Origin of the sequence: Streptomyces sp. NPDC051664 (assembly GCF_044453545.1) — a bacterium.
Classification (GTDB): domain Bacteria; phylum Actinomycetota; class Actinomycetes; order Streptomycetales; family Streptomycetaceae; genus Streptomyces.
Genome location: NZ_JBITCU010000009.1, coordinates 245,850 through 260,222, shown reverse-complemented (window position 1 = coordinate 260,222; position 14,373 = coordinate 245,850). Strand labels below are relative to the sequence as shown.

Sequence of the window (14,373 nt, the reverse complement as noted above, 5' to 3'; positions counted from 1 at the left end):
CTGCATCCGTATGCGATCAGTCGGCCGCGGAGGCCTTCCATTCGCGGGCGCGCAACGGCATCCGGGACGCCCCGCCGTCCATGGGACGCACCACGAGGATCTGGTTGACGCCGATCTTGTTGTGCTCGAAGGAGAGCGCGGAGGCCGCCATGTAGAGCCGCCAGACCCTGGCCCGGCCGGGCGTGGTCATGGTGACGGCGCGGGCCCAGTGCTTCTCCAGGTTGGCGACCCAGCCGCGCAGGGTGAGTGCGTAGTGTTCGCGGATCGACTCGACGTCACGGGCTTCGAAGCCCGCTTCCTCGAGCGTTGCGACAGTCCGGCCCACCGGCGCGAGTTCGCCGTCCGGGAAGACGTACGCGTCGATGAACTCGTCCACGTGGTACGCGGACTCGTCCTTCTCGGGGCGGCGGGCGATCTGGTGGTTGAGCAGCCGGCCGCCGGGCCTGAGCAGTGCGTAGAGGCTGTCTGCGTATTCGCGGTAGCGGACCGAACCGACGTGCTCGGCCATGCCGATCGACGAGATGGCGTCGTACGGGCCGTCCCTGACGTCCCGGTAGTCCTGGACCCGGATCTCGATCCGGTCCGTCAGGCCCTCTTCGGCGATGCGTTTGCGGGCGAACGCGGCCTGCTCGGTGGAGAGGGTCACTCCGGTGACCTGGGCGCCGTACTCGCGGGCCGCGTGCATGGCCATGGAGCCCCAGCCGCAACCGACGTCGAGGAGGCGGTCGCCCTCCTTCAGGGCGAGCTTGCGGCAGACCAGATCGAGCTTGTCGCGCTGTGCGTCCTCGAGGCTGCCGTCGTCCTCCCAGTAGGCGCAGGAGTAGACCATGGACGGGCCGAGGACCAGTTCGTAGAAGTCATTGCCCACGTCGTAGTGGTGGCTGATGGCCTCCTTGTCGCGGCGCCTGGTGTGGAGGGGGCCCGTGCGGCGGCGGACCTCCTCGGCGGGCGGGGGCGGGGGCGGCCAGGGCCCGGCCAGCTGCAGCAGGCCGCGGGCGGCGGCCCGCACCTTGGGGTCCCGGATCGGGTGGACGGCGTCCTTCGCGTCCGCCCCGCGCTCCCAGAGCAGCCCGGCCATCCGGTCCAGGGTCTCGTACAGATCGCCTTCGATGTCGAGTTCGCCCGCCACCCAGGCGCGGGCCAGGCCCAGTTCGCCCGGCTTCCAGAGCAGCCTGCGCAGCGCCCGGCGGTTCCGGACGACGAGTACGGGGGCACCTGGCGGTCCGGATTCACTGCCGTCCCAGGCCCGGATCCGGACCGGTACGGGTTCTCCCAGCAACTCCTCGGCGAGAGCGGTCAGCCGCAACGCGGCGTCTGCCATGGCGTACACCTCCGTAATGGTGTTTCCCAACGTGCCCGAACATGCCCAAACATGCCGTGAACCACGCCCTGCACCCGTGGTGCCACGACGAGGTACACCCCCGTCAACACTCTCCGGCGCCAACGCCATCCCGCAGCGGAGCAACGGATCGGCAAAATACCTGTAGTCCACATGCACTTACCGGGTCGAAGGGCCGGCCCCTCCCCGGGCACGCCGAAGGGGCCGCCCGCACCACGGATGGCGGACGGCCCCTTCGGGGTCATGCACAAGCTGCGCGGATGCGAGCATCCGCGATTGGACTAGGAGGCGTTGGCCTTCTCGCCCTCGGCCTTGGCGGCGGCCGGAGCCGGAGCCGGCTTGGCGGCCTCGTAGAACTCCTCGCGCGGCGTCTCCATGGCGCCGAGCGAGACGACCTCGCGCTTGAGGAACATCGCAAGGGTCCAGTCGGCGAAGATCCGGATCTTACGGTTCCAGGTCGGCATCGCCACGCCGTGGTAGCCACGGTGCATGTACCAGGCGAGACGGCCCTTGAGCTTGATCTTCACCTTGCCCATGACGATCATCGCGACGCCCTTGTGCAGGCCGAGACCGGCGACCGCACCCTTGTTGGCGTGGCTGTAGTCCTTCTGCGGGAAGCCGCGCATCCCGGAGATGACGTTGTCGCCGAGAACCTTGGCCTGACGCAGTGCGTGCTGGGCGTTCGGCGGGCACCAGGCGTTCGGGTTGCCGGCCTTGCGGCCGACCATGTCCGGAACCTGGGCGTTGTCGCCCGCGGCCCAGATGTAGTCGGTGCCCTGCACCTGAAGCTTCTCGGAGGTGTCCACGTGACCGCGCGGACCGAGCGGCAGGCCGAAGCGGGCCAGCGCCGGGTTCGGCTTCACGCCGGCCGTCCACACGATGGTGTTGGAGTCGACCTCGAGGCCGTTCTTCAGGACGACGTGACCGTCGACGCAGGAGTCCATGGAGGTCGAGAGGAAGACCTCGACACCACGGGACTCCAGGTGCTCCCGGCCCCAGGTGCCCAGCTTCGGGCCGACCTCGGGAAGGATCTTGTCGGCGGCGTCGACGAGGACGAAGCGCATGTCCTCGCGCTTCACGCTCGTGTAGTACTTGGCCGCGTCGCGGGCCATGTCCTCGACCTCGCCGATGGTTTCCGCACCGGCGAAGCCGCCGCCCACGAAGACGAACGTCAACGCCCTGCGGCGGACGTCCTCATCGGTCGTCGAGTCGGCCTTGTCCAGCTGCTCGAGAACGTGGTTGCGCAGGCCGATGGCCTCCTCGATGCCCTTCATGCCGATGCCCTGTTCGGCCAGGCCGGGGATCGGGAAGGTGCGGGAGACCGCGCCCATCGCGATGACCAGGTAGTCGAAGGGCAGCTCGTAGGCCTCGCCGACGAGCGGCGCGACCGTGGCGACCTTGCGGTCCTGATCGATGGTCGTGACGCGGCCGGTGAGAACCTCGGCCTTCGGCAGTACGCGTCGCAGCGGGACGACGACATGCCGAGGCGAGATGCTGCCGGCGGCGGCTTCGGGGAGGAAGGGCTGGTAGGTCATGTACGACCGGGGGTCGACGACCGTGACGGTCGCCTCGCCGTAGCGCATCTTCTTCAGAATGCGCCGAGCTGCGTACAGGCCTACGTACCCACCGCCTACTACGAGGATCCTGGGACGCTCCGTGGTGCTCATGCCATCGAGTATCCACCCCACCCGGGGGGCACGCTCGTGAGCCCCTTCACAAGGTATTCCCCACCCTCTGCTACACTCCGCCGCCCACGTGACCGAGGTCATGGCGGCGCGAGGGAACCACCGCGCCGGGGCGAACGTTGTTCACCGCTTGTGAGCAGGCTCTTGAGCCCCGCGAGCACCGTGGACCACCCCCTTCCCCCACCCCCTCGAAACACGCCCGAAACCGTGCCGCATGCACGGCGGGCGGGCCCGTCGGCGGACGTGGAAGCCCGTACGGAGCAGAAGTGTGGTCCGGAGTGCCGAATTCCTTGTGAAGAAGTTCACGAACTTCGTCGCGGCGTGTCTCCGGAGGGGGTCCGCGAAGGGTCCACGAGGAGCCGACGAGGGCTCAAAGGTGCAGGCGGGAGTGCGCATGAGCGCGACACCGGCCACGCTCGTACCCACCCCTGCCCGGCCGCCCGGCCAAGGGCTGTCCCGGTAATCCCTGGCGGGCGTACGACGACAGCTACGGCACCTCACGGCGTTGTCGGAACGCCCGAATACGCCCAGCACGATGGCGCCCCTCCGCCTCGCGATGCACCGCATCCGACGCCGCGCCCTGATCCACCAGGGATCACGTGACAGCCCTCAGGCGATCGACCAGCCGATTCCGTCCAGGATGTCGTGCTCGCTGACGACGACCTCGCGGGCCCCGGTCCGCTTCATCACGGCCAGCAGGACGAGCGCCCCGGAGGTGATCACATCGACGCGCCCCGGGTGCATCGCGGGAATCGCGGCGCGCTCGGCGTGGGTCGAGGTGACGAGCCGCCCGGTGATCTCCTGGACCTGCTCGAAGGAGATCCGCGAGTGGTGGATCGCCTCGGAGTCGTACTCCTGCAGTCCCAGAGCGATCGCGGCCACGGTGGTGACGGTGCCGGCGAGGCCGACGAGCGTGGCGGCCTCGGTGAGCGGGACGCTCTCCTCGGCGAGGTCCAGGGCGGCGTCGATGTCCGCGCGGATCGCGGTGATCTGACCCAGTGTGGGCGGGTCGGTGACGACACCGTCGCGTACGAGGTGGCGCTCCGTCATCCGTACGCAGCCGATGTCCACGGACCGCGAGGCCAGTACCCGGTCGCCGCCGACGACGAACTCGGTGGAACCGCCGCCGATGTCGACCACCAGATACGGCTTGGCGAGATGGTCCCGGCCCGCGAGCTCCTTGGTGGCGCCCTCGAAGGAGAACTGCGCCTCCTGGTCGCCGCTGATCACCTCGGGCTCGACGCCGAGGATGTCCAGCACGCCGCGGACGAACTCGTCCCTGTTCTCCGCGTCCCGGGAGGCGGAGGTGGCGACGAAGCGGAGCTTCTCCGCGCCGTGCTCCTTGATGACGGCCTCGTACCGGCGGCAGGCGGCGAAGGTCCGCTCCAGCGCTTCGGGGGCGAGCCTGCCGGTGCGGTCCACGCCCTGCCCGAGCCGGACGATCTCCATCCGCCGGTCGAGCTCGGTGAGCTCACCGGTGGCAGGGTCGGCGTCGGCGACGAGCAGCCGGATGGAGTTGGTTCCGCAGTCGATGGCGGCTACGCGGGTCATGGACGCTCCTGTCGTGATGCCTGGGGCTCCGCGCCGGACCCCGGTCCGGGGTCGCCGGACGGGGTTGATGTGCCGGCCTCGGCCGCGGGTTCGCACGGCGTCACGCACGGCCCCTTGCGCCACCACTCCGGCAGCATCGCAATCGCCTCGTCCCCCAGCGGATTCACGCCCGGCCCCGCCGCCAGCGAGTGTCCGACCAGCACATGCAGGCATTTCACCCGGTCCGGCATGCCCCCCGCACTGGGGAAGCCCTCCAGCACCTCGATCGCGTCACGCCGGGCGATGTAGTCCTCGTGCGCATTGCGGTACGCCGCCGCCAGCTCCGGGTCCGTGGCCAGACGCTCCGTCATCTCCTTCATGACGCCGTTCGCCTCCAGCGTTCCGATCGCGGAAGCCGCGCGCGGGCACGTCAGGTAGTACGTCGTCGGGAACGGCGTACCGTCCTCCAGCCGGGGCTGCGTCTCGACCACGTCCGGGTTGCCGCACGGGCAGCGGTGCGCGATCGCGCGCAGTCCGCGCGGCGGGCGGCCGAGCTGCTGCTGGAACGCGGCGATGTCCGCCTCGGTGGGCGTGGTGGATTCGGTCTGGGGAGGGGGCGTTTCCATGCCTGCCTTGGTTCTACTCGGGATGCTTGAACTGCGGTTCCGCAGAGGATCAGGAGAAAAGGAGAAGAGGTCAGTAGCGGTCGGCGGAGTCCACGCCGTCCCACAGGTTCGAGTGCCACGGCCGATCGGTCTCCTCCGACCCTCCGCTGCGCTCCTTGGCCGCGTCCGGGTCGACCACGATGTAACCGGTCTCTCCGGGGAGGACGTAGTGCAGATGCTCCCGGGCCAGCCGCCGGATGTACGCGTCGTCCTGGAGGCGCGCCTTCTCGTCGCGGAGCTCCTCGGTCCGCGCCTCCGCCTCCTGCGCCAGCCGCTCCTGGTCGGCGATCTCGTCGCGCTGCGACACGTACTGCCGCATCGGGTACGCGAGCGCCACCACCAGGGAGCAGACGACAAGGGCGAGGAAAGCGGCCCGGCCGGTGAGCCGGGAGCGGCGGGCCTGACGGCGGTTCTGGGACCGGTAGACGCGGGCGGCGGTCTGCTCTCCGAGCAGCCGCAGCCGGGTCGCGGTGGAGAACCGGTCCCGGTCCTTCGCGGCCATGTCTCCGCCTCCCCACTACGCACGTCCGTCCCCGCACACGGTACGGGACCGAGTGCGGGGACGGACGGAGGCCGGTGCCTTTGACCCGTGACGGGCCTGCGATCAGCCCTTGAAGCGCGGGAACGCGGAGCGGCCCGCGTACACCGCCGCGTCGTCGAGGATCTCCTCGATGCGCAGCAGCTGGTTGTACTTGGCGACGCGGTCCGAGCGGGCCGGGGCGCCGGTCTTGATCTGACCGCAGTTCACCGCGACGGCGAGGTCGGCGATGGTGACGTCCTCGGTCTCACCGGAGCGGTGGGACATCATGCACTTGAAGCCGTTGCGCTGGGCCAGCTCGACGGCATCCAGGGTCTCGGTCAGCGAACCGATCTGGTTGACCTTGACGAGCAGGGCGTTGGCGGAGCCCTCCTCGATGCCACGGGCCAGACGCTCCGGGTTGGTGACGAACAGGTCGTCGCCGACGATCTGCACCTTGGCGCCGAGCTTCTGGGTGATGACGTTCCAGCCGGCCCAGTCGTCCTCGTACAGCGGGTCCTCGATGGAGACCAGCGGGTACGCGGAGACGAGCTCCTCGTAGTACTCGGTCATCTCGGCGGCCGAGCGGGACTTGCCCTCGAACTCGTACTTGCCGTCCTTGTAGAACTCCGAGGCGGCGACGTCGAGCGCGAGCGCGATGTCCTTGCCCGGGGCGTAACCGGCCTCCTTGATGGCCTCGAGGATGAGGTCCAGGGCGGCGCGGTTCGACTCCAGGTTCGGCGCGAAGCCGCCCTCGTCGCCGAGACCGGTCGACAGGCCCTTCGTCTTCAGGACCTTCTTCAGCGTGTGGTAGACCTCGGCGCCCCAGCGCAGGGCCTCGGAGAAGGACTCCGCGCCGATCGGGGCGATCATGAACTCCTGGATGTCCACGTTGGAGTCGGCGTGCGACCCACCGTTGAGGATGTTCATCATCGGGACGGGCAGCAGGTGCGCGTTCGGGCCACCGAGGTAGCGGAACAGCGGCAGGTCCGAGGCCTCGGAGGCGGCGTGCGCGACGGCCAGCGAGACGCCGAGGATGGCGTTGGCGCCGAGCGAGCCCTTGTTCTCGGTGGCGTCCAGGTCGAACATCGCCTGGTCGATCAGCCGCTGCTCGGTCGCGTCGTAGCCGACGAGCTCCGGGCCGATCTGCTCGATCACGGCGAGGACGGCCTTCTCGACGCCCTTGCCGTGGTAACGGTTGGGGTCACCGTCGCGAAGCTCAATGGCCTCGAACGCACCGGTGGAGGCGCCGGACGGAACGGCAGCACGGCCGGTGCTGCCGTCGTCGAGGCCAACCTCGACCTCGACCGTGGGGTTTCCGCGGGAGTCGAGGATTTCCCGGGCTACGACGACGTCGATGGACGGCACGAGGCATCTCCTTCTGGGATATGACGCTGGTTGTGCAGGGTCGCTTTGGCCTTGCGCCAAGAGCCTAACCGCCTTGGCCCACTGCGTTCGGCGACCGCCCGTCTCCTGGGACGAAAAAGGACCCAAGGGCACCCGTAGACGGGCAAAATTCAGAAATCTACTGATCAGTAACCACAACAGTCGAACGGTGAGCGCAGAAACCCCGACCCGGCGCGTACGGGGGAATCCGCGCCGGGTCGAGGTGCTCAGGGAGGAGAGAGCTTTTCTGCTGAGGCTCGTACTACTTCGTCAGGTGGAGCTGCTGACCCGGGAAGATCAGGTCGGCGTCCTTGACGATGTTCTTGTTCAGCTTGAACAGCTGGTGCCAGCCGCCCTTCACCTTGTGCGCCTCGGCGATCTTGCTGAGCGAGTCACCGGCCTTCACCTTGTACTCGCCGTCACCCTTCGCGACCTTCTGTCCGGTCGGCGTGGTGACGGTCTTCGCGGCCTCGGGGGCGGTGCCGCGGTCCGAGCGGGAGGCGGTGGGGGCCTCGGTGTGCTCGGCCGGCTTCGGTGCGGCCGGCTTCGCGGCGGCGGAGCCGGTGTCGACGCCCGGGTCGACACCGTCGTTGGTCAGGTTGCCGGCGCCGGCGCAGCCCCAGGCACCCGGACCCTGCATGTCGAGGAGCTTCTCGGCGATGGCGATCTGCTGGGCCTTGGTGGCCAGGTCGGCCCGCGGGGCGTACTGCGTGCCGCCGGCGGCAGCCCAGCTGGACTGCGAGAACTGCAGGCCGCCGTAGTAGCCGTTGCCGGTGTTGATGGACCAGTTACCACCGGACTCGCACTGGGCGACGGCGTCCCACGTGGCGACGGAGGCGGCGGAGGCGCCCGTGGCACCCATCAGGGGAACGGCGATGGCGGCACCGGCGACACCGGCGAGCGTGGCCACACGGACGGCCTTGGACGGGCGACGGTGCTTGCCCTTGCTGTTCAGCAGCATGCAACTTCTCCTCACCGACGCCTACGAGGTGAGCTGTCGGGTTCGGGCCAAGTGAGTTGCCCGGTCGCATGTCCTAGCGTGCGACTTCACCCCAAGCCGGTCCTGACGGTCTTTCGACCATCGGGCCCGGCGCTTACCTGGGTCCCCCGCTCCTGCCTACGGCGCTTTACGCGTCTGTTCCCTTCGACCGACGGCAGGATTCGGCGTGACGGTCGACGGGGCCCGCGGTGCGAGCGGTTCCGACCGTAAACGCACGCAACCCCCACATTCAAAGACGGACATAACTGACAATCATCCCCTACCCACGTCCGGCCGTTCATCGTTTTCGCAGGTGGGGGGCAATGCGGACAGGCCTGGCAGACGAGACACGCCGATTAACGCAAAGAGACCCATGTCTCACTTACGCATAAGTGGACATAGGCCTCTGAACTACCCCGATTTCTGGGGTGATTTAAGCCGTTGATCAGACCGGTCTCACTCCGCCTTCACACCGAGATCGAGGCTCTGGCCAGGAAGAATGAGATCCGGGTCGTCGCCGACAGCACTCTTGTTGGCCTCGTAGAGCGCCGGCCATCCGCCATGAACCTTCTGTGCATCAGCAATCGCCCAGAGGTTGTCGCCCGGCCGAACGGTGTATGTGCCGTCGGCGGCCGAGTCGCGCGTGTCGCGCCCGTCGCTGTTACCGCGGGAAGCATGGCGGCCCGAGTCTCGGTCACCGCCCGGTCCCATGCCCTGGCTCACCTCGGGGGCCGGCGCGCCACGATGCTTACCGCCCGTCTCGCTGCCGGAAGAACCGGGCGAGCGGGACGAGTCGGTTGAACCCGACGTATCCGGCACATCGGCCGACGGCTCGCTCGATGCCTGGCCCGACGTCCGACCCGACGTCTCGCCGGACGACTTCTCCGACGACTTGGCGGACGACGACTTCGATCCGCCCGTGGCGCTCGCCTCGTCCGACGCCTCGTCGGACGGGTCCGCACTCTCCGTCGGGTCGGCCGACAGCAGGCTTCCCGGGTCGACACCCGGCAGCGTCCCGTCCACCGTGAGCCCGGAGATCACCGCGCAGCTGGGCCACGCCCGTGGCCCCTGGTCGTCGAGGACCTTCTCGGCGACCGCTATCTGCTGCGAGCGGCTGGCGAGGTCGGCACGCGAGGCGTACGCCTCGCCGCCGTACGACTTCCAGGTGTCCTGCGAGAACTGGAGACCGCCGTAGAAGCCGTTGCCGAGGTCGGCACTCCACATGCCGCCGCTCTCGCACTCGGCGACCCGGTCCCAGGTCGTGGCGTCGGCCGCGTGCGCACCGGCCGCGCCGAGCAGCGGGATGGCGATGGCAGAGCCGGTGACGCCTGCGGCGACGACGATGGCGGGTGCCTGACGAGGGCGACGGTGTCTGCCGTTCGCGGAGCCCATGGGGTTGCCTTCCGTGTGACTGACAAGTGACTGGTGAGTCGAACGGTGAACGTAGCGGCAGTCGAACGCTTGTCACAAGTCGATGCAGTACAGATCACGTGAAAGTCACGGAGTTGACAGAGCGTCACCTTCACCGGAGCAATGTCCGGGATGGAACTCCACGGGAAGAGTGCGCAGTCCGCGCATGATGAGCCCCCCGCGCCACCGCAAATCGGTAGGTTCCACCGCAAGGCGCAGGTCCGGGAGGCGCCTCAGGAGCGTGGCCAGCGCGGCCTGTCCCTCCAGCCGGGCGAGCGGCGCCCCCAGGCAGTAGTGGATGCCGTGACCGTAGCCGAGGTGCTGATTGTCACGCCGGGAGAGGTCGAGCGTGTCGGGGTCGGCGAACCGTTCCGGATCCCGGTCCGCGGCGGCGAGCACCACCAGTACGGGGTCGCCCGCCGCGATCCGCTGCCCGCCGAGCACCAGCGGTTCGGTGGCGAACCGCCAGGTCGCCAGCTCCACCGGGCCGTCGTACCGCAGCAGTTCCTCGATGCCGGTCTCCAGCAGCCCCGTCTCCCCCGCGTCGAGCGAACGCTGCAGCCGCTCCCGCTGCTCGGGGTTGCGCAGCAGGGCGTACACCCCGTTGCCGATGAGGTTGACCGTCGTCTCGAAGCCGGCGAAGAGGAGGATGAAGGCCATGGCGGCGGCCTCGTTCTCGGTGAGGTGCTCGCCGTGGTCGCTGGCCCGGATCAGCCCCGAGATCAGATCGTCCCCGGGGTTCTCCCGCTTCCGGTGGATCAGTTCGGCGAGATAGCCGCGCATCTTCTTCACCGACCGCGCCACCCCGCCACGCGGCCCGCCGCCGTGGCGGATCATCATGCCCGCCCAGTCCCGGAAGTCGTCCTGGTCCTCGCGCGGAACGCCGAGCAGGTCGCAGATCGCGTAGATGGGGAGCGGGAACGCGAAGTCATGGATGAGGTCCGCACTCCCCACCTCGATGAAGTTGTCGATGAGGCGGTCCGTCAGCTCCTGCACGCGCGGCGCGAACTCCGCGACCCGGCGCGGCGTGAACGCCTTCGAGACGAGGCGGCGCAGCCGTGTGTGGTCGGGCGGGTCGATGTTCAGCAGATGCGTCATCAGCTCCGCCTTGCGCTCGCCCGGGATGCCGGTCTTCCCCTTGGCGTGCGCCGGTTCGTCGTGGTGCGCCGGGTTCTTGGAGAGCCGGGTGTCGGCGAGGGCCTGCCGGGCGTCCACGTACCGCGTCACCAGCCATGCCTCGACCCCGCTGGGCAGCTCGGTGCGGTGCACGGGGCTGTTCTCGCGCAGCCAGGCGTAGGCCGGGTACGGGTCGGTGGCGAACTCCCATGTGAAGAGTTCGGGGGCGTCCGCAGGAGCGTCGGCAGGGGTGTCGGCGGGGCTGTCGTTCACCCCCTGACGTTATCCGTTGGTCTCCGCCGCGAGGATCGCGTCCCGGTAGGCGCGGCCGGCGGCGCGCAGTGCCGCCTCGGGGTCGGTGCCGTCCTGTTCCGCGCGTACGGCGAGGGCGAGGAGCTCGTACCCGATGCCGCCCCCCGCGGGGAGCGCCACATCGAGTCCGGCGGTACGGACCCGGCCGGCCAGTTTCGCCGCCAGCGCCAGGCCGGGCTGGCCGAGCGGCACCCCGTCGGTGACCGAGTCGCGCTGCTTCTCGATGGCCTTGGTGCGCAGCCAGTGCGCGTGCACGTCCTCCGGGGTCTCGGCGGTCTCGTCGCCGAAGACATGCGGATGGCGGTGGATCAGCTTCTCGACGAGGGTGGCCGCGACATCGTCGACGGAGAACGGCTGGTCCTCGTCGTCCTCCGCGATCCTGGCGTGGAGGACGACCTGAAGGAGTACGTCCCCGAGTTCCTCGCGCAGCTCGTCGCGGTCGCCGTCCTCGATCGCCTCGACCAGTTCGTACGCCTCCTCGATGGCGTACTTGGCGAGCCCCTGGTGGGTCTTCTGCGACGTCCAGGGGCACTCGGCCCTGATCCGGTCCATGACCTGGACGAGATCGAGGAGGCGGGCGCCCGGCAGGTCGTACGAGCCGGGCAGCAGCTCCAGGTTCGGCATCTGCACCCGGCCCGATCCGGCGAGCCGGGCCAGCCCGTCCGTCAGCGGCTGGTTGCCCTCGCCGCCGGTGACGACCACGACGGTCCGGCCGCCCGCGCAGGCGTCGACGAGCTCCTGCGCGGTGGGCGCGGTGTGTTCGACGGTGACGCCCGCCTCGCGCAGATACGGCAGCTGGGGGTGGTCCTGCTCGGCGCAGAGCACCCGGTCGGCGGCGTGCAGCGTCTGCCAGGCCGGCCAGGACAGCAGCCCGGGCGCGACCCGGTGGCTGGCGGTGAGCAGGACGATACGACCGGGATCTTCAGCGTTCACCCCACCAACCTACCCAGGGGGCGTCCGGTCGGTCAGGCCGGATCAGGGAGCGGCCCGCCGCGGAGCGGCTGATGTCACCGTGGTGCGTGCAGCCGCAAGGCCGAGGAGGGAGCCCACGCCGAGCGGATGGGGTCTCCCCTGCTCGAGCGAAGCCGAGAACCCGGGGAAGACCGACGACAACGCCGCAGGGGTCCCCCTGGCCCTCAAGGCCCTGGAGGAGTGCGCGCCGGCGCACGCGAGCCCGGCCTGACCGACCGGACACCTCCTAAGCGCCTGCTGCGGCTTCCTGCTGGGCGGGCTTGGTGACCTGGGTGATCCACGGGGCCTTGTAGTTGGCGAGCTGGGTCTGCTTGTCGTCCCAGGTGCCGAAGCGCGGGTTGACGTCGATGTGCAGCGACTTCGACGCCGCAGTGAGTGCGTCGCCGACGGCCTTCTGCCCGACGGGCTGCTGCAGGTCGGCGCCGAGGGCCTGGGCCAGCTTCGTCAGCTGGACCTGCTCGCGCAGGACGGCCTCGATCTGGTCCGGGGCGACCCAGCTCTGCTGGAGCATCATCGTCCGCAGCTGCGCCTCTCCCCCGGACTGGGTGGCCGCCGACTGCCGCATCTCCTGGATCTCCTTGCGGCTGACCGTCACGTCCGCGTCCGCGGCGGCCTTGTCCAGGATCCGGTCGAAGATCAGCCCGTGCAGCTTGGCCCGGCCGAGCTGCCCCGACTTGTTGATGAGCTGGACGGACTGGTCGGACCCGCGCTGCGCGGTGCGTACCTCCGCCACCTGGGCCTGCACGGTGGACACCTCGATCCGGTCCCCTCCGACCACGGCTGCGGCACCTGGGTGGGCCTGGTTCCCGCAGGCGGAGAGCAGCGGCGCCGCGACGAGCATGGCGGCGGAGACGACGAGCGCGGTGCGACGGCGGCGGTGCAAAGGAGCCTCCCGGGGAGAGATTGTGCGGTGGTGCACAAGACCTTGCGGTGATCGATGTTAGGCAGTGGGCGTGATCCGGGCCACTGGTTCGACCAACGATTCGGAAGGAGTTGGGGATGTGGGCCGAATCCGGCGTGGTCAGCGCGCGCGTTCGACCGCTTTCGGCCTCGCGTCCGGCCGCAGCATGATCGCGCGGGAGACCACAAAGGTGATCGGGATGGCCGCCACCGCCGCGACCAGCGGTGCGTAGCGGCTGCTGAAGCCGGCACGGTCGACCAGCAGCCAGACACCGCCGGTCGTGATGACGAAGTTGGCGGCGTTGGTGAGCGGGAAGAGCAGGAACTTCCGCCAGGTGGGCCGGGTCCGGTACGTGAAGTACGAGTTCAGCAGGAACGAGCCGGTCATGCTCAACGTGAACGCGATCACATGCGCGGCCAGGTACGGCAGCACGGTCAGCAGGGCCAGGTAGCAGCCGTAGTACGTACCGGTGTTCACGACACCGACGAGGGCGAAGCGGGTCATCTGGGCCGTGACCGTCATCGGCGTACGAACTCCCGCGGCCGCTGCTGATTCGGTACGCCGGTATTGGATGCCTTCACCAAGAAGTGCGGGCGCCGCTTCACCTCGTAATAGATGCGGCCGACATACTCACCGACCACGCCCACTATCACCATCTGGACCCCGGCGAGGGCCGTCACCACGACGATCAGCGTGACGTAGCCAGGCGTGTCCACTCCCTTCACCAGGGCGACGCCGACGATCCAGGCGGCGTAGGCGAAGGCGACGGACATCAGCACCATCCCCAGGTACAGGGCGGCGCGCAGCGGCTTGTTGTTGAAGGAGAGCAGCCCGTCGAGCCCGTAGTTGAGAAGCTTCCCGATCGTCCAGGCGGAGCTGCCCTTCTCACGGACCGCATTCTCGTATCCGAAGGTCGTCGTCCGGAATCCGACCCAGGCGAACAGGCCCTTGGAGAAACGGTTGTACTCGGTGAGTTCGAGGACGGCGTCGACGGTACGCCGGGACAGCAGCCGGAAGTCACCGACCCCGTCGACCAGCTCCACGTCCACCAGGCGGTTGATCAGCGAGTAGTAGGCGCGGGCGCCGAGGGTGCGGGTGACACGGTCGCCCTTGCGGTTGCGGCGGGCGATCACCTGGTCGTAGCCGTGGGCGTGCTCCTCCAGCATGCGGCCGACGAGCTCGGGCGGGTGCTGGAGGTCCGCGTCCATGATGACGACCGCATCGCCGTCGGCGTGCTGGAGGCCGGCGAGCATGGCGGCTTCCTTGCCGAAGTTGCGGCTGAAGGAGAGGTAGCGGATCCGTGGGTCGGCTGCGGCCAGCTCCTCCAGGATCGGCAGCGTGCGGTCCGCGCTGCCGTCGTCGACGTAGACGACCCGGAAATCATGCCCCAGCCGGCTCATTTCGTCCGTGGCACGCGCATGGAAGCGTTCGAGGATCTCCTCCTCGTTGAAACAAGGCACTACCAACGAGATCAGCACAGGAGCATCTCACCCTGTCGGTGCGTCAGACATGCAGGCCGGACATGGACAATGAGCAACCATCAGGTGAATTGAACTATTGA

At 69.0% G+C, this 14,373-nt stretch carries 13 protein-coding genes and 1 riboswitch; all 13 genes read right to left on the bottom strand.

The features are described from left to right. Window positions 1-16: 16 nt before the first annotated feature. The 13 genes from ACIA8E_RS19590 to ACIA8E_RS19530 all read right to left on the bottom strand — a co-directional run bounded on the left by ACIA8E_RS19590 (window position 17) and on the right by ACIA8E_RS19530 (window position 14,290). A complete protein-coding gene (locus ACIA8E_RS19590) occupies window positions 17-1,321 on the bottom strand; it encodes a class I SAM-dependent methyltransferase (RefSeq protein WP_399299610.1) in 1,305 nt (434 codons plus the stop codon). 299 nt (window positions 1,322-1,620) lie between these two features. Further along, window positions 1,621-3,006, bottom strand: coding sequence for an NAD(P)/FAD-dependent oxidoreductase (locus ACIA8E_RS19585; protein ID WP_399299606.1), 1,386 nt, complete (start codon window positions 3,004-3,006; stop codon window positions 1,621-1,623). Window positions 3,007-3,633: 627 nt separating this feature from the next. After that, window positions 3,634-4,575, bottom strand: a complete 942-nt coding sequence (locus ACIA8E_RS19580; RefSeq protein WP_399299603.1) for an exopolyphosphatase — start codon at window positions 4,573-4,575, stop codon at window positions 3,634-3,636. After that, entirely contained in the window at window positions 4,572-5,180 is a 609-nt protein-coding gene (locus ACIA8E_RS19575) for a DUF501 domain-containing protein (RefSeq protein ID WP_399299601.1), read from the bottom strand. The genes ACIA8E_RS19580 and ACIA8E_RS19575 overlap by 4 nt, the downstream gene beginning before the upstream one ends. A 70-nt stretch (window positions 5,181-5,250) precedes the next feature. Further along, complete coding sequence (locus ACIA8E_RS19570; RefSeq protein ID WP_399299598.1) at window positions 5,251-5,721, bottom strand: septum formation initiator family protein; 471 nt, start codon at window positions 5,719-5,721, stop codon at window positions 5,251-5,253. 102 nt (window positions 5,722-5,823) lie between these two features. Further along, window positions 5,824-7,104, bottom strand: a complete 1,281-nt coding sequence (eno, locus tag ACIA8E_RS19565; protein WP_352265547.1) for a phosphopyruvate hydratase — start codon at window positions 7,102-7,104, stop codon at window positions 5,824-5,826. Between the two features lie 280 nt (window positions 7,105-7,384). Beyond that, window positions 7,385-8,083, bottom strand: a complete 699-nt coding sequence (locus ACIA8E_RS19560; protein ID WP_399299596.1) for a transglycosylase family protein — start codon at window positions 8,081-8,083, stop codon at window positions 7,385-7,387. 3 nt (window positions 8,084-8,086) lie between these two features. Further along, window positions 8,087-8,257: riboswitch (cyclic di-AMP (ydaO/yuaA leader) on the bottom strand. Window positions 8,258-8,557: 300 nt separating this feature from the next. After that, entirely contained in the window at window positions 8,558-9,493 is a 936-nt protein-coding gene (locus ACIA8E_RS19555) for a transglycosylase family protein (RefSeq protein ID WP_399299594.1), read from the bottom strand. A 105-nt stretch (window positions 9,494-9,598) separates the two neighbouring features. Then, window positions 9,599-10,900, bottom strand: a complete 1,302-nt coding sequence (locus ACIA8E_RS19550) for a cytochrome P450 (RefSeq protein WP_399299592.1) — start codon at window positions 10,898-10,900, stop codon at window positions 9,599-9,601. Window positions 10,901-10,909: 9 nt separating this feature from the next. Further along, the gene (locus tag ACIA8E_RS19545; RefSeq protein WP_399299589.1) at window positions 10,910-11,872 is read right to left on the bottom strand and encodes a nucleoside triphosphate pyrophosphohydrolase; all 963 of its coding nucleotides are present in this window, start codon (window positions 11,870-11,872) and stop codon (window positions 10,910-10,912) included. Window positions 11,873-12,137: 265 nt separating this feature from the next. Continuing rightward, entirely contained in the window at window positions 12,138-12,794 is a 657-nt protein-coding gene (locus ACIA8E_RS19540) for a SurA N-terminal domain-containing protein (RefSeq protein WP_399299586.1), read from the bottom strand. A gap of 138 nt (window positions 12,795-12,932) precedes the next feature. Beyond that, window positions 12,933-13,334 (bottom strand): GtrA family protein, encoded by a 402-nt coding sequence (locus ACIA8E_RS19535; protein WP_399299584.1) that lies wholly within the window; start codon window positions 13,332-13,334, stop codon window positions 12,933-12,935. Further along, window positions 13,331-14,290, bottom strand: coding sequence for a glycosyltransferase family 2 protein (locus ACIA8E_RS19530; RefSeq protein WP_399299581.1), 960 nt, complete (start codon window positions 14,288-14,290; stop codon window positions 13,331-13,333). Before ACIA8E_RS19530 ends, ACIA8E_RS19535 begins: the two co-directional genes overlap by 4 nt. Window positions 14,291-14,373 lie beyond the last annotated feature (83 nt).

Coding starts and splice junctions, on each gene's coding strand:
- ACIA8E_RS19570 (WP_399299598.1), bottom strand. CDS start 5,721: ATGGCCGCGAAGGACCGGGACCGGTTCTCCACCGCGACCCGGCTGCGG.
- ACIA8E_RS19575 (WP_399299601.1), bottom strand. CDS start 5,180: ATGGAAACGCCCCCTCCCCAGACCGAATCCACCACGCCCACCGAGGCG.
- ACIA8E_RS19535 (WP_399299584.1), bottom strand. CDS start 13,334: ATGACGGTCACGGCCCAGATGACCCGCTTCGCCCTCGTCGGTGTCGTG.
- ACIA8E_RS19555 (WP_399299594.1), bottom strand. CDS start 9,493: ATGGGCTCCGCGAACGGCAGACACCGTCGCCCTCGTCAGGCACCCGCC.
- ACIA8E_RS19560 (WP_399299596.1), bottom strand. CDS start 8,083: ATGCTGCTGAACAGCAAGGGCAAGCACCGTCGCCCGTCCAAGGCCGTC.
- ACIA8E_RS19585 (WP_399299606.1), bottom strand. CDS start 3,006: ATGAGCACCACGGAGCGTCCCAGGATCCTCGTAGTAGGCGGTGGGTAC.
- ACIA8E_RS19590 (WP_399299610.1), bottom strand. CDS start 1,321: ATGGCAGACGCCGCGTTGCGGCTGACCGCTCTCGCCGAGGAGTTGCTG.
- ACIA8E_RS19580 (WP_399299603.1), bottom strand. CDS start 4,575: ATGACCCGCGTAGCCGCCATCGACTGCGGAACCAACTCCATCCGGCTG.